The 18,122-nt window shown below is 43.7% G+C and carries 18 protein-coding genes; 7 read left to right on the plus strand and 11 right to left on the minus strand.

The window, feature by feature from the left end; genetic code table 11:
* The first annotated feature begins 246 nt into the window (after positions 1-246).
* Entirely contained in the window at positions 247-1,434 is a 1,188-nt protein-coding gene (locus tag AB4513_RS07710; RefSeq protein ID WP_009845938.1) for an MFS transporter, read from the plus strand.
* A gap of 70 nt (positions 1,435-1,504) precedes the next feature.
* Here AB4513_RS07710 and AB4513_RS07715 read toward each other — a convergent pair whose 3' ends face one another.
* From AB4513_RS07715 to AB4513_RS07735, 5 genes are all read right to left on the minus strand, one after another.
* Positions 1,505-2,068, minus strand: a complete 564-nt coding sequence (locus AB4513_RS07715) for a sugar O-acetyltransferase (RefSeq protein WP_032555162.1) — start codon at positions 2,066-2,068, stop codon at positions 1,505-1,507.
* A gap of 240 nt (positions 2,069-2,308) precedes the next feature.
* Positions 2,309-3,307 (minus strand): LacI family DNA-binding transcriptional regulator, encoded by a 999-nt coding sequence (locus AB4513_RS07720; protein ID WP_009845940.1) that lies wholly within the window; start codon positions 3,305-3,307, stop codon positions 2,309-2,311.
* Between the two features lie 99 nt (positions 3,308-3,406).
* A complete protein-coding gene (locus tag AB4513_RS07725) occupies positions 3,407-4,846 on the minus strand; it encodes a 6-phospho-beta-glucosidase (RefSeq protein WP_009845941.1) in 1,440 nt (479 codons plus the stop codon).
* Between the two features lie 170 nt (positions 4,847-5,016).
* A complete protein-coding gene (locus tag AB4513_RS07730; protein WP_032555163.1) occupies positions 5,017-5,541 on the minus strand; it encodes a hypothetical protein in 525 nt (174 codons plus the stop codon).
* A 51-nt stretch (positions 5,542-5,592) separates the two neighbouring features.
* A complete protein-coding gene (locus AB4513_RS07735; protein WP_009845943.1) occupies positions 5,593-5,982 on the minus strand; it encodes a VOC family protein in 390 nt (129 codons plus the stop codon).
* A 265-nt stretch (positions 5,983-6,247) separates the two neighbouring features.
* Between AB4513_RS07735 and AB4513_RS07740 the strand changes: the two genes are divergently transcribed.
* Positions 6,248-7,078 (plus strand): DMT family transporter, encoded by an 831-nt coding sequence (locus AB4513_RS07740; protein ID WP_032555164.1) that lies wholly within the window; start codon positions 6,248-6,250, stop codon positions 7,076-7,078.
* A gap of 88 nt (positions 7,079-7,166) precedes the next feature.
* Here the strand turns inward: AB4513_RS07740 and AB4513_RS07745 are convergent, their stop codons facing one another.
* Positions 7,167-8,081: a LysR family transcriptional regulator gene (locus AB4513_RS07745; RefSeq protein WP_032555096.1), complete on the minus strand. Its 915-nt coding sequence runs from the start codon at positions 8,079-8,081 to the stop codon at positions 7,167-7,169.
* A gap of 186 nt (positions 8,082-8,267) precedes the next feature.
* Between AB4513_RS07745 and AB4513_RS07750 the strand changes: the two genes are divergently transcribed.
* Together AB4513_RS07750 and AB4513_RS07755 are read left to right on the plus strand one after the other, a co-directional pair.
* Complete coding sequence (locus tag AB4513_RS07750; RefSeq protein WP_009845946.1) at positions 8,268-10,340, plus strand: alkyl/aryl-sulfatase; 2,073 nt, start codon at positions 8,268-8,270, stop codon at positions 10,338-10,340.
* A gap of 281 nt (positions 10,341-10,621) precedes the next feature.
* Positions 10,622-11,431: an SDR family NAD(P)-dependent oxidoreductase gene (locus AB4513_RS07755; RefSeq protein WP_009845947.1), complete on the plus strand. Its 810-nt coding sequence runs from the start codon at positions 10,622-10,624 to the stop codon at positions 11,429-11,431.
* A 62-nt stretch (positions 11,432-11,493) separates the two neighbouring features.
* Here AB4513_RS07755 and AB4513_RS07760 read toward each other — a convergent pair whose 3' ends face one another.
* Positions 11,494-12,084, minus strand: coding sequence for a TetR/AcrR family transcriptional regulator (locus AB4513_RS07760; RefSeq protein WP_009845948.1), 591 nt, complete (start codon positions 12,082-12,084; stop codon positions 11,494-11,496).
* 119 nt (positions 12,085-12,203) lie between these two features.
* Here AB4513_RS07760 and AB4513_RS07765 point away from each other — a divergent pair, with 119 nt between their 5' ends.
* Together AB4513_RS07765 and tsaA are read left to right on the plus strand one after the other, a co-directional pair.
* On the plus strand, positions 12,204-13,094 hold the full coding sequence (locus AB4513_RS07765) for a DMT family transporter (RefSeq protein ID WP_032555097.1): 891 nt from the start codon (positions 12,204-12,206) through the stop codon (positions 13,092-13,094).
* Between the two features lie 45 nt (positions 13,095-13,139).
* On the plus strand, positions 13,140-13,541 hold the full coding sequence (gene tsaA, locus AB4513_RS07770) for a tRNA (N6-threonylcarbamoyladenosine(37)-N6)-methyltransferase TrmO (protein WP_009845950.1): 402 nt from the start codon (positions 13,140-13,142) through the stop codon (positions 13,539-13,541).
* Positions 13,542-13,598: 57 nt separating this feature from the next.
* Here the strand turns inward: tsaA and AB4513_RS07775 are convergent, their stop codons facing one another.
* The 4 genes from AB4513_RS07775 to AB4513_RS07790 form a co-directional block, all read right to left on the minus strand.
* The gene (locus AB4513_RS07775; protein ID WP_009845951.1) at positions 13,599-14,300 is read right to left on the minus strand and encodes a lipoyl protein ligase domain-containing protein; all 702 of its coding nucleotides are present in this window, start codon (positions 14,298-14,300) and stop codon (positions 13,599-13,601) included.
* Between the two features lie 134 nt (positions 14,301-14,434).
* Positions 14,435-15,031, minus strand: coding sequence for a DJ-1/PfpI family protein (locus AB4513_RS07780; RefSeq protein WP_009845952.1), 597 nt, complete (start codon positions 15,029-15,031; stop codon positions 14,435-14,437).
* 133 nt (positions 15,032-15,164) lie between these two features.
* Positions 15,165-16,658: a DUF5677 domain-containing protein gene (locus AB4513_RS07785; RefSeq protein ID WP_009845953.1), complete on the minus strand. Its 1,494-nt coding sequence runs from the start codon at positions 16,656-16,658 to the stop codon at positions 15,165-15,167.
* 11 nt (positions 16,659-16,669) lie between these two features.
* A complete protein-coding gene (locus tag AB4513_RS07790) occupies positions 16,670-17,143 on the minus strand; it encodes a hypothetical protein (RefSeq protein WP_009845954.1) in 474 nt (157 codons plus the stop codon).
* Between the two features lie 107 nt (positions 17,144-17,250).
* Between AB4513_RS07790 and AB4513_RS07795 the strand changes: the two genes are divergently transcribed.
* The coding region (locus AB4513_RS07795; RefSeq protein WP_102258624.1) for an IS110-like element ISVisp6 family transposase at positions 17,251-18,122 on the plus strand (872 nt) is incomplete at its 3' end.

The following is an 18,122-nucleotide window of genomic DNA, read 5'->3' on the forward strand; positions in this document are numbered from 1 at the left end:
ATCACGCTTGTGCTCATCACAGCTCAAATCATCTGAGTCTTTTCGATCTCATCAGCTTAATCCAATGATCGGCTAACTCTCCAATTATTGCAAATAGCACAAAGGTTATTTGTTAATGATGGCATTTTTCACAAATATATTTTGCTAGATAATCCTCGCCATCAAACGAAGCGCTCCTATTGCAGCCAAAAGCTGCCCCATTTTATCGCGCTCGGTATTTAACAAAGAACAGTAAGAGAGATGATTATGCCACTAGCATTACTTGCATTGACGCTCAGCGCCTTTGCCATCGGAACCACAGAATTTGTCATCGTAGGCTTGATTCCTACCATGGCGAGCGACTTGAATGTATCTCTGCCATCGGCAGGCCTATTAGTCAGTTTATACGCGCTTGGCGTTGCTATTGGCGCACCAGTATTAACGGCATTAACCGGCAAATGGAATCGTAAGGCGGTGTTGCTGACCGTGATGGCATTGTTTGTCATTGGTAACTTATTGGCGTGGCAAGCTCCGGGCTATAACACGCTGATCGCCGCACGAATTTTGACCGGCCTCGCCCATGGTGTGTTCTTCTCGATTGGATCGACCATCGCGACAGGTTTGGTTTCAAAAGATAAAGCAGCCAGTGCCATTGCGATCATGTTTACGGGTTTAACAGTTGCATTGGTAACCGGCGTACCACTGGGCACTTACATCGGCCAAACCTTTGGCTGGCAAGCGACCTTCTTGATCGTTGCTCTGCTTGGTCTTATTGCTCTTATCGGTAGCGCTATCTTGGTTCCAAGCAACCTTAAGCAACCACCTGCGGCGAAGGTTTCGGCACAACTAAAGGTTCTAACTCAACCACGATTACTGTTGGTTTACGCTATCACAGCACTAGGTTATGGCGGCACATTCACAGCCTTTACCTTCCTTGCTCCAATACTGGAAAACGTATCAGGGTTTGATTCGAGCTCAATCAGCCTCATCATGTTGGTTTACGGTGTGTCAGTGGCGGTGGGTAACATCTGGGGCGGAAAAATGGCCGACAAGATGGGCCCGATTAAAGCGTTGACCGTTATCTTCTCTGGTTTAGCCGCAGTACTGGTGGTATTCAACTTTACCGCAGTAAACCCTTACGCAGCTGTTGCTACCATTTTGGTTTGGGGTGCATTCGCATTCGGTAACGTTCCGGGGCTACAAGTGTATGTTGTGAAACTGGCTGAGAAATACACACCAGACGCAGTCGATGTCGCTTCTGGGTTGAACATTGCAGCCTTCAACGTCGGTATTGCATTGGGCTCATGGGGCGGTGGTTTGATTGTTGCGAAATCTGGATTAATGAACACCCCTTGGGTAGGTGCTGTGATTGTTTTGATCGCTCTTGTTCTGACTCGATTCAGTGGTGCGTTAGATAAGAAGCAAGCACAACAAGCTGTTCCATCTAGCATCTAGCATCTAGCATCTAGCAAGGATAGAAAAACAAAGCCCGAACCTAGGTTCGGGCTTTGTCATTTACATCTGATTATTGTCCGTTATCGATCGCTTTCAGCACTTTACACGGGTTACCGACTGCAACCATATTGGCTGGGATATCTTTGGTTACCACACTGCCCGCGCCAATCACGCTGTTTTCGCCAATGGTGACACCGGGGCAGACAATTACACCACCGCCAAGCCAAACATTGTCGCCAACATTAATCGGTGTGCCAAACTCAACACCCTCTTCAACTCGGCCTTTCACATCGAGTGGGTGGCCTGCGGTCAGGATTTGAACGTTCGGACCAAGCAGTACATTATCGCCAATAGTCACTTCAGCCACATCCAAAATCACGCAGTTAAAGTTAGCGTAGAAGTTCTTGCCCAGCTTGATATTCGAGCCGTAATCACAACGAAATGGAGGTTCTAAATGCGCATTTTCACAGCCTGGAATCAGCTCTTGCGTTGCTGCTTCCCATTCGGGTGTGTCAGGAATACTGTTATTGAGTTTTTGAAGTACCTTACGACACTCGATACGAGCGGCATAAAGTTCTTTATCCCAAGCCTGATAAGGTTCGCCTGCTAGCATTTTTTGTTTTTCTGTTTTCACGTTACTTACCTGTTCTCGCATTACTTAGCTATTTTCATATGACTTAGCTAGTTTCACATGACTTAGCTAGTTTCACATGACTTAACTGTTTTCACATTACTTAACTAATGGTGGTCAATTCATCGACCAAAAACGCAATATCGCACATCTAAATAACAGTGAATAAGGAGTGTTTTAGCTTGGTTTAAGAGATGCGCAGCTCGTCACTTTTTGTAGGTGAAATATGAAATTCTAACAGTGCTAATTTAGCTTCGCTATCGAATCACGTAACACCAAACTGCCGGTGGTATTGATGGTGGTCGCTTGCTCTGTTTCACCGACAATTTGCAGGATCGCCTTTTGCGTCATTTGCTCTAATGGCACACTGACAGACGTTAAGCTTGGCGTTAAAAACGCCCCCACTTTGCTGTTATCAAAACCGACGATAGAAACATCTTGAGGCAATGAATATTCCAGATCCGTTAACGCCTTAATCGCACCAATCGCCATGTCATCGTTTTCCGACAAGATAGCAGTGAATGTTGTTTTGCTTTTTGCCAGAGCCTGAGCCGCGTGATAACCGCTCTCCATCGTCCAATCACCTTGAACAACCTTGGACTCATCCAATGCAATACCCTGTTTAGTTAGCACATCTTGATAGGCTTGGTAACGCAACTCATCGGTCGAAGAACCGGCTTTACCACGAATCACTGCAATATCGGTATGGCCTTGCTCGATGATGTGCTCAACCATCAAACAAGCGCTCTGATAATGGTCGGTGGTAATGGCATGATTAGGCTTCGACGGCATTTCTCGGTTGAGTACCAGAATCGGTGTGTCAGTACTTTCGATGATCTTTGCAATCTCGCTTTCGGTTAAGCATTGCGGATAGATGATGATGCCCGCGCACTTCATATCCAGCAGGAAGTTGATCGCCTTTCTTTCGTCTTCAGCGCTGTGTTTGCCATCGGTGATCACCAATTGGTGGTTCGACTTTTCGCTATAAGAAGCCGCGTGATACATCAAGGAAGAAAAGTAAGGGCCATTGAACAACTCATTGGTGATTACAAAGCCGATGAAATTGGTCTTCTTGGTCGCCAATTGCTGAGCCAACAAGTTCGGTCGATAACCTGTTTCTTGAATCGCATCGAATACCTTTTTCACCACATCTGGGCGCACGATGTTCTTGCCATTTAAGACACGAGAAACGGTCGATTTAGATACGCCTGCGCGGTTCGCGACATCAAGCATGGTTACCATTCGCTTCTTTTCCTTTATAAAAAATTAGCCGACATAGGCCGACTAATTCATTGCAAAATGACAGCTCACAGTTCACATAACTGCGCTGGGAAATGCATTCTAAATAGTGGTACCGTTAGATGCAATCACGCCTTTATACCACTCGAACGACTTCTTGCGTTTGCGTTCTAGTGAGCCAGATTGATCGTTGTGCTTATCTACGTAAATGAATCCGTAGCGTTTTTTCATCTCGCCCGTGGTGAATGAAACTAAGTCGATACAGCCCCAAGGGGTGTAGCCCATCAAGTCAACGCCATCAATCGCTACGGCTTTTTTCATCTCTTTGATGTGGTCACCAAGGTAAGCAATGCGGTAGTCATCATTAATGCTGCCATCTTCTTCAATGGTATCAACAGCGCCAAAACCGTTCTCAACAATAAACAATGGCACTTCATAACGTTCATACAGAGACGCTAAACAGAAACGTAAACCTGTTGGATCAATTGGCCAGCCCCAATCGCTAGACTGGATAAATGGGTTATCGACCGAGTTCTCATGACCGCCGTCCATCGCTTCTTCGGTTGACTGATGCGAAGAAGAATCCAAGGTATTCGACATGTAGTAGCTAAAGCCTAAGTAATCCGCTTTACCTTCTTTCAAGATTTGCTCATCTTCTGGCTGCATTTCAATATTGAAGCCTTTGATTGCCCAGTCACGCTTAGCGTAATTTGGGTAATGACCACGAACCATCACATCTGAGAAGAAGTAACGATCACGCATCGCTTGCTGTGCCACCATGATATCTTCTGGCTTTGAAGAACGAGGATAGAAAGGCACCATCGCACACATTGCACCAATCTGAAGTTCTGGGTTGATCTCGTGACCTTTCTTAACCACCAAAGCACTTGCAACAAACTGATGGTGAACCGCTTGATACATGGCTTCTTGCGGCTTTTCACATTGCGGGAACTTAACACCAGAGCACAACCAACCGAAGATGTCTGCCGAAGTGTTCATCTGGTTATTTATCTCGTTAAACGTCATCCAGTACTTCACCTTGTGCTGGTAGCGTTCCATTACCGTAGTCGAGTACTTAACGAAGAAGTCGATCACTTTTCGGTTCATCCAGCCGCCATATTCGTTAGCTAGGTGGTAAGGCATTTCAAAGTGACTCAGTGTTACCACTGGCTGAATATCGTATTTCAACAGCTCATCAAACAAATCATCGTAAAACGCTAAACCCGCTTCACACGGCTCGGCTTCATCGCCATTTGGGAAAATACGCGTCCAAGCAATACTGGTTCGGAAGCACTTAAAGCCCATCTCAGAAAATAACTTAATGTCTTCTTTGTATCGATGGTAGAAATCAACAGCGACTTGGTTTGGGTAGTTTTCGCCGTCGATCACGCCGTCAGTGATTCGACGTTGTACACCATGAGCGCCCGCTGTTAAAACATCAACAACACTGACACCTTTACCATTCGCATCCCAGCCGCCTTCTAGTTGATGTGCTGCAACCGCACCACCCCATAAAAAATCGTTCGGAAATTCGTTGTTCATACCATTACTCGCTACAAGTTATTCGTGAAAAAGATCAGGATTAGAGAGCTCATTACAGCCCTGAAACCGATTTCAATAAAAGCAAAGATACAGATTGAAACCGGTTTCAGCAATGACTAAACGATCTTTTTCTGATCGAACTACAGACTAATCAAAAGTCAGCGTTACGATCAGTGCTCTTCAAAATATTGATCATGTGTGTGTTTGCTAGATTGGTCTTGAGTTCCGGGATAGAACTGAACCAAAGTCTGATCGGCTAGTGTGAGGTGAATCCAACCCTCTTTGACTTTCAGCCAATTGGTGCCGTTGGTCTCGTAGACGGCAGGAAAAATGCCCCAGCCTGATTCTGATACCTGCAACTCTTGAAAGCGATTAATCGGAGTGAGTTTATTGCTTCTGAAGTCAGCCTCGGAGTAAACCAACAGAGGCTCGATAGCATCGTTTGGCTTAAACTCATAACAGCTTACAGAGGCTGAAGTACGATCAAACCACTGGTAGGGTTGTGCGCCTGTTAAATCATAGACCGTACAGTCGTTAAATTGAATGGCCCACTCTTGGTGAGCTTTAAAACCGAGGTAACCTATGGGTTGTGATGGTTCAGGTTTCGAGTCCGTCTCCTGCTCATACACCGGTTCTGAGGTAGCACATCCCATAAGCCCAAGACTAAAAAGGAAAGTCACAGCAAGCTTCATCATTGTCATACCTCAGTTCCGTTAGTAGATGAGTAACTCAATTAAGTCTCTACATTAAACGGTAAGTTCCAAGCGATTACCATCAGGATCGAGCACACAGCTCTCATAATAGCCATCACCTGTTCTTCTTGGGCCATCTAAGCGCTCATAGCCGTCTTCGACCAAGCGTTGAGTCAGTTGGTCGACCGCTTGTTCCGAACCTAGTGATATCGCCATATGAATGAAGCCTGTGAACTGGTCATAGATATCGTCTTTCGATTCAGGGACAGAGAACATTTCCATGATCTCTAAGCGACTACCGCTTTCAAAAGACAAGAAATATGAATAGAAGCCTTTGCTTGGATTGTGATATTTCTGGTTGGACGTTGCACCAAAGTAATCCTCATAAAAACGTTTAAGCACTTCGAGTTGTTTGGTCCAAATTGCGATGTGTTCGATCTTCATTTTTATCACCTAATGTTTACATATGACACTAGATTACTCGTCAGACAAGGAAGGATAAACAGAACATAATTCATCAAAAGTGTTCCTATTTAATAGTCAGTTCCGTTATCAAAATGCCAACAATTAGCTGCACAGTATTGGTATCTATGTTTGTGTAATAGTTATCTTTCCTCCATAGTCAGGTTTTACACAATCAGAGATTCAAACTGTGAGCTTTTTAAAACTGATACTACTTGCGGCTATATGGGGAGGCTCGTTTCTTTTCATGAGAATGGCGGCCAATCCATTAGGGCCCGCAGTCTTGATTGAAGCGCGAGTTCTGTTTGCAGCACTTACTCTGCTTTTAGTTTCTTTCTATTTAAAAAAGAAGCTCTCTTTTCATGATCACGCTAAACACTTCTTCATTCTCGGGCTGTTTAACACCACACTTCCTTTTTTGCTTTTCGCTTATTCCGCGCAGACACTTAACGCCTCGACACTCGCCATCTTGAACTCTACCGCGCCAATATGGGCGGCAATCATTGGTGCGATATGGACCAAAACAGCACTCGAGGCGAAAGTTTTATTGGGACTTGGGATTGGGGTAACGGGAGTTGGCGTGTTAGTCGGTTGGGATGCGATGAACATTGGCCGCGAGGCTATGCTTCCTATCTTTGCAGCAGTGATGGCGGCCTTTAGCTACGGAATAGCGTCAAACTATACGAAACAAGCCCCTAAAGTTGAGGCATTCAACAATGCCCATGGCAGCATGTGGGCAGCGGTGTTGCTGGTTTTGCCATTTGTATTCTTTATTCCGATGAGAGAAACACCCGACGTTACGATCACTACATCGGTTATCTTATTAGGCGCGGTATGTACTGGGTTAGCGTATCTACTTTACTTCAATCTCGTCTCTGAACTCGGCGCACCTTCAGCCCTGTCCGTGACCTTCATCATTCCGGTATTTGGTATTCTCTGGGGTAACTTATTCTTAGATGAAGCAATTGGCATCAATACGATTGTTGGTTCAATTCTGGTTATCACCGGCACCATGTTGGTGACAGGAATGTCGCCAATGAAAATGCTCAAAGCCGCTCGTCAGAAACGCGCACAATAAGTTGATTGAATCCAAAAAACCTAATTAAAACCCTCAAGTAACAGAGACAAAAACGGCCTCCAAATGGAAGCCGTTTTTCATTGAATCGTTAACAGCTTTGAGAGCTCGTCATGTATTGTTGAATCTTGGTTCTTAACCATTGATGTGCCGGGTTTAAGTCTGTTCGTTTATGCCAAATCATATACTGTTTCATGGGCAATACCTCAAAAGGCTGCTCGAGTACTTGCAGTTGGAATCGCTCCGCAAACTGATTAGCAAAACCTCTAGATGTACTACCAACACAGTCGGAGCCAGAGACCAACACACACATCGTCATCAATGAATCACATTCGGAACTGACTTTTCGCTGCTGTATCGGATTTTTTGTAAAGTAATCCGCGGTGTAAAGGTGAGAGCGACGCATTCTGAAGGTGATGTGTTTCTCATGATAATACTGCGCTTCCGTTACCGATCCATCAATCCTTGGATGCCCTTTCTTGGCGATCAGCACGAGCTCATCTTCAATCACTTGCTGGTTCATATAGCCATTCACTTGTGGGTAGTGAATATCGATCGCTAAGTCGGCTTGCTGCATGCTCAAACTCTGCAGCAGATCTTCTTCATTGCTTGGCACCATATTGAATTCAATTGAGATGTTACCAAGCGTCTCGTCCTTTTCCACAAGGGGCTGAAGCTTGGTTAAACCGATCTCGTTGACCAAAATTCGAAACACATGATGCTGCTGATTATCGAACTGCTTTAGCGTGCTGACCGCGCTGGTTATCCCGTCCAATGCGGGCTCTACACGTAACGCCAACTGCATCGCTGCATTGGTCGGCGTTATACCTCTACCCTCTCGAATAAAAAGGTCTGTACCCAATTGTGCTTGAAGCCGTTTCAAAGCGCCGCTGACTCCAGGTTGAGTCATACCAAGCGATTCTGATGCAAGCGTGATCGACTTTAATCGGTACACTTCTAAGAACACGCTCAGTAGATTTAAATCCAACTTTTCCATGTCGCTCACCGTATTCTCTCTATCAATGTCGTCTTATCAATCATAGGTCAGGTTTTATCTTCGTTCCCTAACCATAGTACGACTCAATACATAGCTAATCGTGATGTGTTAACTAAAGCTTACTTTATTTTTTGCTATATGTCTTAGGCATATAATTTCCTCAACGAAACGAAATCCCGAATTGAAGAGGCACCTATGACTCCATCACGCACTTTCAAAAATGCATCACTGTTCCTAGCAATCTCTCTTGCGTTTCCTGCTATTGCAGCTAACCATGACCACGCACACTTTAGCGATATAGGCGATCAAGGTGGCAAAGACGCGACTGAGATGACGACGAAAGCAAACCAAGAATTCGCGAAAACGCTGAACTTCGAAGACACTCGCGCGTTCGACAATAACAACAAAGGGTTGATCGCGAGCTTCGATCAAGAAACTGGCGATATTATTCGCAACAGCTTCAACTTCATAGACCCTAGCGTGAACAATGCCGATCAAGCACCCGATTCAGTAAACCCTTCGCTTTGGCGTCAAGCCGTGCTGAACCAAGCTGCTGAAGGTTTGTACGAAGTTGTCCCGGGTAAGGTTTACCAAGTACGTGGTGCCGATTTAGCGTCTATTTCTTTCATCCGCAGTGACAATGGTTGGATTGCTTACGACGTTCTTCTCACAAAAGAATCCGCGGCTAAGTCATTAAAGTTCTTCAAGAACAACGTGCCTGATGGTGGCGACTTACCTGTCGTAGCGATGATTTACTCACACTCACATGCCGATCACTTTGGCGGTGCACGAGCAATCAAAGAAGCTTACCCAGACGTAAAAGTGTACGGTTCTAAAAACATCACTAAAGAAATCGTCGACGAAAACGTACTGGCAGGTAATGCGATGTCTCGACGTACCGCTTATCAATATGGCGCAACACTGAATCGTCATGAGCACGGTATTGTGGATGCGGCACTCGCGAAAGGCTTGTCGACTGGCACCATTACTTACGTATTGCCGGATTACGAACTTAACCATAACGAAGAAATTGAAACGCTGGTTATCGATGGTCTAGAGATGCAATTCATGGATGCATCAGGCACTGAAGCGGCATCAGAAATGGTGACCTACATTCCGAGCATGAAGGCACTTTGGACTGGTGAGCTAACGTATCAAGGCATGCACAACCTCTACACATTGCGTGGTGCAAAAGTACGTGATGGCTTGAAGTGGTCTAAGAAAATCAACGAGATGTTGGTCACTTGGGGTGAAGATACCGAGGTGCTATTTGCCTCTCACTCATCGCCAATTTGGGGCGAACAAGAAATCTCTGACTACCTAAAAATGCAGCGTGACGCTTACGGTTTCACTCATAACCAAACACTTCGCCTTGCGAACAATGGTGTTGTTCTGCAAGACATTGGCGACGAGATCTACAAAGTCCTGCCAGACAGCATTCAACAGTCTTGGCACACCAATGGTTACCACGGTACTTACTCTCACAATGCTCGTGCGGTGTACAACATGTACCTTGGTTACTTCGACATGAACCCAGCCAATCTGAACCCACTACAAATTCACCCAGAGTCAGTTAAGTTTGTTGAATACATGGGTGGCAGTGACGCGGTGATTGAGAAAGCGCAGCAAGATTTCCAAGAAGGTGAATATCGCTTCGTTGCAACGGCACTGAACAAGGTTGTCCAAGCGGAACCTGAGAACAAAAAAGCGCGTGGTTTACTGGCCGATACTTATGAACAGCTAGGCTACCAATCAGAAGGCGCAGGGTGGAGAAACATCTATCTAACAGGTGCTCAAGAACTGCGTATCGGCACACAACCGGGTGCACCAAAAACGGCTTCTCCGGATGTATTGGCGAACATGACCATCGAAAACTTGCTGGATTACTTAGCGGTAAAAGTGGACTCATTGAAGGCGCAAGACACGCCGTTTACCATGAATATCCAATTACCTGATGTGAAAGAGTTCTACTACGTAGAGATGTCGAATGGCAACCTGAACAACATTCAAGTGAGCGAACTGCAAGATGCCGATACCACACTGGTCATCAACAAATCAGATGTATCAGACATCGTACTGAAGAAAACGACACTCAACCAATTATTGGAAGATGGCCAAGCGGGCGTGAAAGGAGACAAAACATCGTTGAACAAACTGCTGTCTTCATTGACAGAAGCTGACACCTCTTTTGAGATTGTTCCTCGTCCAAACAAAGGCGAAGAAGTCGACGCTGAGTTGTACCAAGATTCACACGAGCACGCTCACTAAGCAGCTCTTAGGTAAAATAATTACAACGTCAAACTGGCCTAAATAGGCTGAAACAAGGCTAATACGACCAAGCCTCAACCATTAAACTGGTTGAGGCTTTTTTGATTTGAGCTTTACTCGATATCAAGAAAATAAAATGAAAAGCCACACCCTTGTTTCACGGTTTCTCAATCGTAATACACATCCGTACTTTCTATATCTCAGCATGTGAAGTAGTAGAAACTTTGTGCAATCAAACTTTGTTATAAAAGTTGTCCGGACTCTTTATTCAAGGAAGGAAGATGCGAAAAAAGATCATGATTACAGGTGCGACAGATGGTATCGGTTTAGAGACCGCGAAAATGTTAGCCCAACAAGGGCATCACATCCTTATCCATGGACGTAACCCAACAAAACTCAGCAAAGTAGAAGCCGGCCTTTCTCGATTATCCAAGGATGCGATTATCGAAAATTATGTTGCTGATCTCTCTTCTCTTTCTGAAGTTAAAGCCCTCGCCAACCAAATAAAGTCGAAGCATGAACAGCTCGATGTACTCATTAACAATGCTGGCGTATACAAGGTTTCGGAAGTCACCACCTCAGACAACCTTGATGTACGTTTTGTTGTGAACACCATTGCCCCTTATTTACTGACTCAAAAGCTGCTACCACTTTTTGATGCCAACGGTCGCATCGTCAATCTATCTTCAGCCGCTCAGTCATCGGTCGATCTCGAGGCACTTGTCAGCCCAAATCCTGACGCTTTAGATGGCCCCATCTACGCACAAAGTAAGTTGGCGTTAACGATGTGGTCAATCCATCTAGCGCACCAATTAAGAGATCAAGGGCCTCTAATCATTCCCGTTAATCCGGCCTCATTTCTTGGCAGTAAATTGGTTAAAGATGCGTATGGTTTGGAAGGTAATGACTTAGGGATTGGCGCTGATATCTTATGCCGAGCCGCACTATCGGAAGAGTTTTCTAACGCTTCAGGGAAGTATTTTGATAATGATTCGGGGCTATTTAAAGCCCCTCATGCTGATGCATTAAATACGGGGAAAAATCAGAAACTGATGACGACTCTCGACCAGTTACTTACAGAACTGCTCTAGCCAATGCCACGCTCACTAGTCAGATACAATGAGAGCTCCGTATTTAGGAGCACTCCACAACATCAATCTGTATTCAGCGCAGCCAACAAAAACTCCGTACTTACGCGAGCATGTTGCTCAATATCTTGTAGGTTTGGTTTTGGCATCCCCATCAACACGCCGCTTCTCAAGCTTAATAGCATTCCCGTCCAAAGAGTAACCTTAGTGGCGACATCTTCGGTATCAAACCTATCCTTGAAAAACTGAGCGAGTGCAATATCGGTTTCGTTTTCACCTACCGACATAAAGCTTTCCAAGATAGCGGGAGACTTACCGCTTTCTGCAATCAATAGCTTCAACGTAGCGATATGTTCGTCCGACAAATGAAACGCCAAAAAGGCCGTAGCGAACCCATACAATGCCTGATAATTATCAGAGATTTTTAACTGCTCGACAGAAAGCTCATCAAACTGAGCCCCCATTTGCTGCAATGTCGCTTTGAACAACACATCTTTTGATGAGAAATATCGATAGAGCGTTTGTTTAGTCATCTGGGCTTCGCTTGCGATCACATCCATGCTCGCGAGCGTAAAACCTTCAGCTAAAAAAACAGCTTTAGCAGCTTTTAAAATCGCGAGTCGTTTCTTCTCTTTGTTCTGCTCAATCTTACTCATTACTTCATCCACCCCAAAACAGAGATCATACTTTAAAGTATGATTTGTGTTGACTCAACCAATTCTTAAAATCATACTCGCTGGTATGATTTATTGGTAATAGATAATTGGATAGAGAAATGACGACAATGAACCTCCCTAAAACTGAAGCAAGAAGCACACGAACCCTCGGCTTTACCCTCGCGATCGCAGGTGCCGTGTTAATGAGTATTGATCCAATCTTCATTCGTTATGCCGGTGTCAGTGGATTCGATACTGCCTTTTTGTTCGGCTTATTCAGCGCGATCTCGATGCCGATTTTGCTTAAGTTCAACGACAAACGCGGAATACGTAAAGCTGTGATTCAGAGCGGTTGGCCATTGTTGGCTGCGGGTATTCTTATGCTCGGCAGTGCCTCAGGCTTGGTGTTCAGCATTAAGATGACCTCGATTGCCAATACCTTTGTGATCCTTAGTGCCGCCCCTGCTGTTGCCGCTGTTTTCAGCTGGTTGATCTTGAAAGAAGCCACTAGTCGATCGACTTTGGTTGCCATTGTTGCGGTGATGATTGGTATTACGATTGTGGTTTCAGGTTCATTTTCTTCAGGCAATTGGATGGGCGATGCGTTGGCGGTATTCGCAGTGATCTGTTTATCTATGATGTTTACCTTGCTGCGTAAATATCAAGACGTCAGCCGATTGGCGAGTGTGGGCCTAGGTGGTTTGTTGCTAGCGGTTGTGATGTTTTTCTTCGCAACGCCATCAAGCTACAGCGTTGAAACGTGGTTAATCATGGGCATGATGGGCTTGTTTACGGCACCTGTCGGCAGAGTGTTATCTATGGTCGCAACGCGCCACATTACCGCGCCAGAGGTATCAATGACTCTGATGTTGGAAACTGTATTAGCACCAGTTTGGGCGTTTATCTTCTTCACCGAAATTCCGCCAACGACCAGTATTATCGGCGGTGTGGTGATCTTGATTACGATCTTCATCTACACCTTAGTGACCATGAAAAACGATGACAAATAAATCGATTAATAAAGAGATAAATAAAGAACTAAATAGGAGCTGAAGATGTCTGCAGAACTGCAATTTATTGGCCGAATTGCCACGCCTTATCACTCGGCTTCGGATTGCCCGAATAATATCCAACCGGACAACGGCCCTCTCGGTGAAATCAAGTTAGACAACGCGTTTCAGCCGGGTTTACAAGGCTTAAACACCGGCGACCACATCTTGATCTTGTATTGGTTAGAAGGCGCGAATCGAGATGAACTGATACAAAGCTGGTATGAAGAAACACCGACCAAAGGCACCTTCGCACTACGTTCACCGCACAGGCCAAACCCAATCGGTGCCGCCGTGCTACCGATTGAAAAAATCGAGAATGGCACCGTAACCGTGAGAGGCTTGGACTGCTTGAACAACACACCACTGTTGGATATCAAGCCAGCGATCTATAAAGAGAAGGGATAAGCGAGAAGTTGGCCTTCCTAAACCCAAAGCGAGCTGTGCGTTAGCCAAAGGAAGGCATTACGCATACTTGATGAAAGCTTGGCTTAACTGCTGAAAGAGTGAATCTACGTTGGGAAGGCTCGTCAAATGCGCGGACAAGGGAGTATGAACTTGCGCATCCACCACGGTTGGATTTCCACAAACTTGATTATAAAAATTCACGGCCGCAACGATGTTCTCTAGGTCGACATCCAACAAGATACAAGCTTGCGAAAGTACGATTTGGCCGCCCCCTTGTTTAAGCAATACACGTTGTGCAGTACCCACTATTTTTTGTTTATTGATATTGAGGTTGTAGTCACCATCACAATAAGAGCCAGGAGTCGCGTGTACATCCACATCGACACCTAGTTCTTTAAAAAACAGGGTTAAGACATTGCACAGATGTAGATACGCTTTTTGGATGTTGTAAGCTTCATCACGAGGCCAATGGTAGATGTGCGACAGGTTAATGATCCCCGGCAATTGAGGAACGGGAGCGCCACCTGTTTTACGCGAGGTAAGTTGCCAGCCTTGTGCCGCAAGTTGCTTTCTAGACTCTAACGTCACTGGCCACTTTTTACCCGCAGGCAAAACAAGTGTCGGCGTTTTTGCTTGCCAAAGCATTAAGGCTTGCGCAATTTCACCGGCCTGTATTTGCTGCAATAACTCAGCTTCTTTTTCAAACGCACGATCAACATCAATGTGCGGGTAACGTACGAGTTTATTCGTTAACTTCAATGCACTTTCCCTCTACAGATTGTGGTGACCGACCATTTAACGCTCTGAAATGGTTGATGATAGATAGGGCTATATGGGATGGAAACAGCGCCAAAATTTAGCTATTGGCACTATAGTTGTTTGTTAGGCAAAATTTACAGATACGCACCGACTACTGACATACAGTGCTGAACCGTGCTTTCTTTTTCACCGACTGGCGCGACATAATGAATTGCCGATTCAGCATCCGCCCTACTCGACAACTTGCTAATTACCCAGGTAGCCAAGTACTTTGATGACAAACAACCACCTGCTGTCGCAAGATTACCTTTAGCATAAAAGGGTTGGTCTAAAACGGTAACTCCTGATTCGACAACCCAAGGTTTCGTTGTTAAATCGGTACAAGCTGGTATTTGATGCAGTAAACCAAGTACTGACATGAGCAACGTACCTGAACATTGTCCACCAATTAACTGAGTTTCAGGGTTTAGCTTTAGCCTTGAAAGTATATCTCTGTCTTTCGCAATATCGCACGTTAGTGCACCACTGCCAAATAATACGACGTTGGCTTGGTTAGCAAACTCGAGAGGCTGTTGAGATTTGATTGTCACTCCGTTCATTGAAGTGACGTATTGAGATGGACTCGTTATTTGCACATTCCAACCGGCGTCTTTCATGCGGTTCAAAATGCCCGCAGCTATAAATGAATCCAGTTCATTAAATCCGTTAAAAGTTAGTACAGCAATATCCATATTTATTCCTATTTGCCTAACGCCTGCATAACACGTTTGCTACCATGCAGATTAAGCTCAAATTTACCACTTAACACGGTAAACTCAAAGAAACCCAGAATGCCGAATGTAGCAAATCGTATTGATGCATTTGTTAGCACGTTTCATCGCGGACTAATAATAATCTGTGTTCAAACGTCGGATATATTTTATTTAATAAATCGAGCGTCATGTTAGTTAATTTGACTAAATCTTTCTCTGCGTGATCTTCATATTTAGGTCGAGGCAATGGTACACGATGTAGTCTGTGCAACGGATTCAAACATGTCGTAAAAACGGTATCTCGAACAGCACACCATTGCCCATGAGCATACGTTGAAGGCCATGAGTAATATGCATCGTATATATCTTTACATTTGCCTATAATCGACATTTTTCTCAGGTCGATTTTAGCCCAATTGCCTAGTTCAATATCTTGAAAATCCATATAGATATCTTCATTAGCTAAACTTTCAATTTGTGATTTTTTCAAATATTCAGGCTTATCCTCTAAAACTTCCTCTAGCTTAATAAATGTTAATTTTGCTTGGCTTGACCCATATGTACGATATACATCCCACATTTTCTTATCATTAGTAGCAACCAAGTATGAGAATGTAATATATAGTTCAGCTAATACTCTTAATGAAAATTTAGATGTTACCATTATCCCCGAAGACAATAATCCTTCCCTAGAGATAGTTAACGCATAAAAACAAAATCCAAATGAAGCATCCCTTTTAGCCTGTACATGTGTAAAAGTATCAGTTTCCACAAAGTGCTGACTAAGCTCACCCCAACAACTTTCTATACTTTCAAGTGTTTTTGTAATATTAAATGAAGCTTCATATTTAGCTGGTGACGAAATAAAACAATCTGTTTTATTTTTACATTCAGCCCAAAACGCTCTTGAATATATTTCTTTATCTGTTTTATAACTATCATTTTCTAATACCGTATTACTGATCGACATTTCAGTACTTCGGATAAATGGCCTAACTTTTCTTTGGTCTTGATAATATGGATATTCTTGAAACTCTTTATATTGTTCTTCATTTTGTAGCACTAACATACCTGAATTTACACTCGGTAATAAATACGCCCATCGACAATCAGTCGCTTCTTGTGACTGATGATCTAATAATAGAGCAGTAGTTTGTGCTAAAACTTTCCAATCTTCTTTTTTAACATCAACCTCTCCACAAAATTCAAGCCACTTTTCGCGCATTGGTAGACAATCTAACAATAAAAGTGGTCTCAAAGCTGATTTTGATTCAGGGTGTAAACTTAAAACATTAAAAAATTCATTTTTTAATGTTTTATCAATAATAGAAAGGCCATAAAGACCTATTCTTGGCATTTTCTTTTCACCTTCGTCAATACCTTTATGCTCCAACCCTAGCTTAGTTCCAATTTCTCTGAAAACCTCTAGGGCATTATCTCTACTAAGCCCATTAATCAATAAACCAGCCCACAACATACAAGGAAGACGGTCATTAACCCAAGACATAGAGTTTCGGTTTGGAATTTGATTAAATGGAGCAATTAAACTACTTCCTTTTTTTTGATGTGAGTCTAATTTTCCTTTATTTTTTTTCTTATTAGCCATTACAACTCCAATTATTTATAATGTAAAAGAGCAATATCAGACCTCAAAGCTGAACGAAAATTCGTACGTGCTTTCCAAATTTTATCTGCTTGTATTTTGGTATATTTTTCACCATCGCCAGGGTTATTTCCCAATTCTTTTCGTAGCGAATAATATGATTTAATTACATCCTTAGATAAAAACAATCCTGCTTCATTTTCTGCCCATAAATTTAACTCAGTTAACACATTAGCTTGCAGATCTTTTGAAATAATTAGTTCAGGAGCTTTTCTTTTCTGTATTTTTGAAACGATTAAAAAAGCTTTTGGATATAACTCAATTCGCTTTTCATACAACTTTTCAGTAAACTTATTTTTGATTTCCGTTTTAAGTTTTTTCTCAGCCATATTGTTTTGATACACATTCGTAACAAAACTAATCAAAGCAACAAAAAGTGATACGCCTCCTGCAATAATCGCAGTCATTAATTTTTCTGAAATTTCCATACTACCCTTTTTATAATTAACTTAAAAAACGTGCTAACGAATGACATGGATTCCCCCTACCGAAGATCTGCCACACTTATGTGGTACTTAAATGCATCGGAGGCACCATGTCTGATTATTCTTATTTCTGCGGTATCGACCTAGCTAAAAACCACTTTAGTCTTCATGCCGTAGACCAAAATGGTAAGGTCATACTTCATAAGTCAGTAACTCGCTCTAAACTACTGACTACAATAGCAAATATGCCACTCATGCGTATAGGCGTTGAAGCGTGTGGTGGTGCACATTATTGGGCAAGAACACTCAATACACTCGGTCACGACGCCCGCATTATGGCCGTTAAATACGTAATTCCTTATCGAACTAAGGGAAAAAACGACCTTAATGATGCTGTTGCCATATGCGAAGCTGTTCAGCGACCATCAACTCGCTTTGTACCCGTAAAATCCCCCGAGCAACAAGCCATCTTATCGGTACATAGAATGAGAGAGCATTGGGTTCGTGAACGTACCGCGCTTATGAATCGCATGCGTGCCCTACTCTCTGAATTCGGGTTGGTCATTCCTGTTGGCCGCTCTTCGTTAATGAAACAGGTTCCCTTAATGCTGGAAGACGCAGAAAATGAACTGCCACACCTCGCAAGAACGGTGATTGCCGATGCTTATCACCACCTTGGAGAATTGAATCAACGTATCGCCGATACTGAACAAGTCTTCGATTCTTTTGCTAAGGTCAGCACTAATGTTCAACGAGTGATGAAGGTTCGGGGCATTGGACCTCAAACCGCGACTGCGATACTCGCTTCGATAGGCAATGGCACTCAATTTGATAAAAGCCGTGATTTTTCTGCTTGGCTAGGACTCGTACCAAAGCAATATTCGACGGGAGGAAAGCCTCGCTTAGGTCGAATAACCAAACACGGCGACAAATACTTACGAACACTATTAGTTCACGGGGCAAGGACAGTCATTGCCAACCT

Origin of the sequence: Vibrio sp. 10N.222.54.E6 (assembly GCF_041473955.1) — a bacterium.
Taxonomy (GTDB): domain Bacteria; phylum Pseudomonadota; class Gammaproteobacteria; order Enterobacterales; family Vibrionaceae; genus Vibrio; species Vibrio tasmaniensis_A.

Bases quoted from the DNA above. Each gene is read 5' to 3' on its own strand.
- AB4513_RS07710 (WP_009845938.1), top strand. From the start codon at position 247: ATGCCACTAGCATTACTTGCATTGACGCTCAGCGCCTTTGCCATCGGA.
- AB4513_RS07720 (WP_009845940.1), bottom strand. From the start codon at position 3,307: ATGGTAACCATGCTTGATGTCGCGAACCGCGCAGGCGTATCTAAATCG.
- AB4513_RS07725 (WP_009845941.1), bottom strand. From the start codon at position 4,846: ATGAACAACGAATTTCCGAACGATTTTTTATGGGGTGGTGCGGTTGCA.
- AB4513_RS07730 (WP_032555163.1), bottom strand. From the start codon at position 5,541: ATGATGAAGCTTGCTGTGACTTTCCTTTTTAGTCTTGGGCTTATGGGA.
- AB4513_RS07735 (WP_009845943.1), bottom strand. From the start codon at position 5,982: ATGAAGATCGAACACATCGCAATTTGGACCAAACAACTCGAAGTGCTT.
- AB4513_RS07740 (WP_032555164.1), top strand. From the start codon at position 6,248: ATGAGAATGGCGGCCAATCCATTAGGGCCCGCAGTCTTGATTGAAGCG.
- AB4513_RS07750 (WP_009845946.1), top strand. From the start codon at position 8,268: ATGACTCCATCACGCACTTTCAAAAATGCATCACTGTTCCTAGCAATC.
- AB4513_RS07755 (WP_009845947.1), top strand. From the start codon at position 10,622: ATGCGAAAAAAGATCATGATTACAGGTGCGACAGATGGTATCGGTTTA.
- AB4513_RS07760 (WP_009845948.1), bottom strand. From the start codon at position 12,084: ATGAGTAAGATTGAGCAGAACAAAGAGAAGAAACGACTCGCGATTTTA.
- AB4513_RS07765 (WP_032555097.1), top strand. From the start codon at position 12,204: ATGACGACAATGAACCTCCCTAAAACTGAAGCAAGAAGCACACGAACC.
- tsaA (WP_009845950.1), top strand. From the start codon at position 13,140: ATGTCTGCAGAACTGCAATTTATTGGCCGAATTGCCACGCCTTATCAC.
- AB4513_RS07780 (WP_009845952.1), bottom strand. From the start codon at position 15,031: ATGGATATTGCTGTACTAACTTTTAACGGATTTAATGAACTGGATTCA.
- AB4513_RS07785 (WP_009845953.1), bottom strand. From the start codon at position 16,658: ATGGCTAATAAGAAAAAAAATAAAGGAAAATTAGACTCACATCAAAAA.
- AB4513_RS07790 (WP_009845954.1), bottom strand. From the start codon at position 17,143: ATGGAAATTTCAGAAAAATTAATGACTGCGATTATTGCAGGAGGCGTA.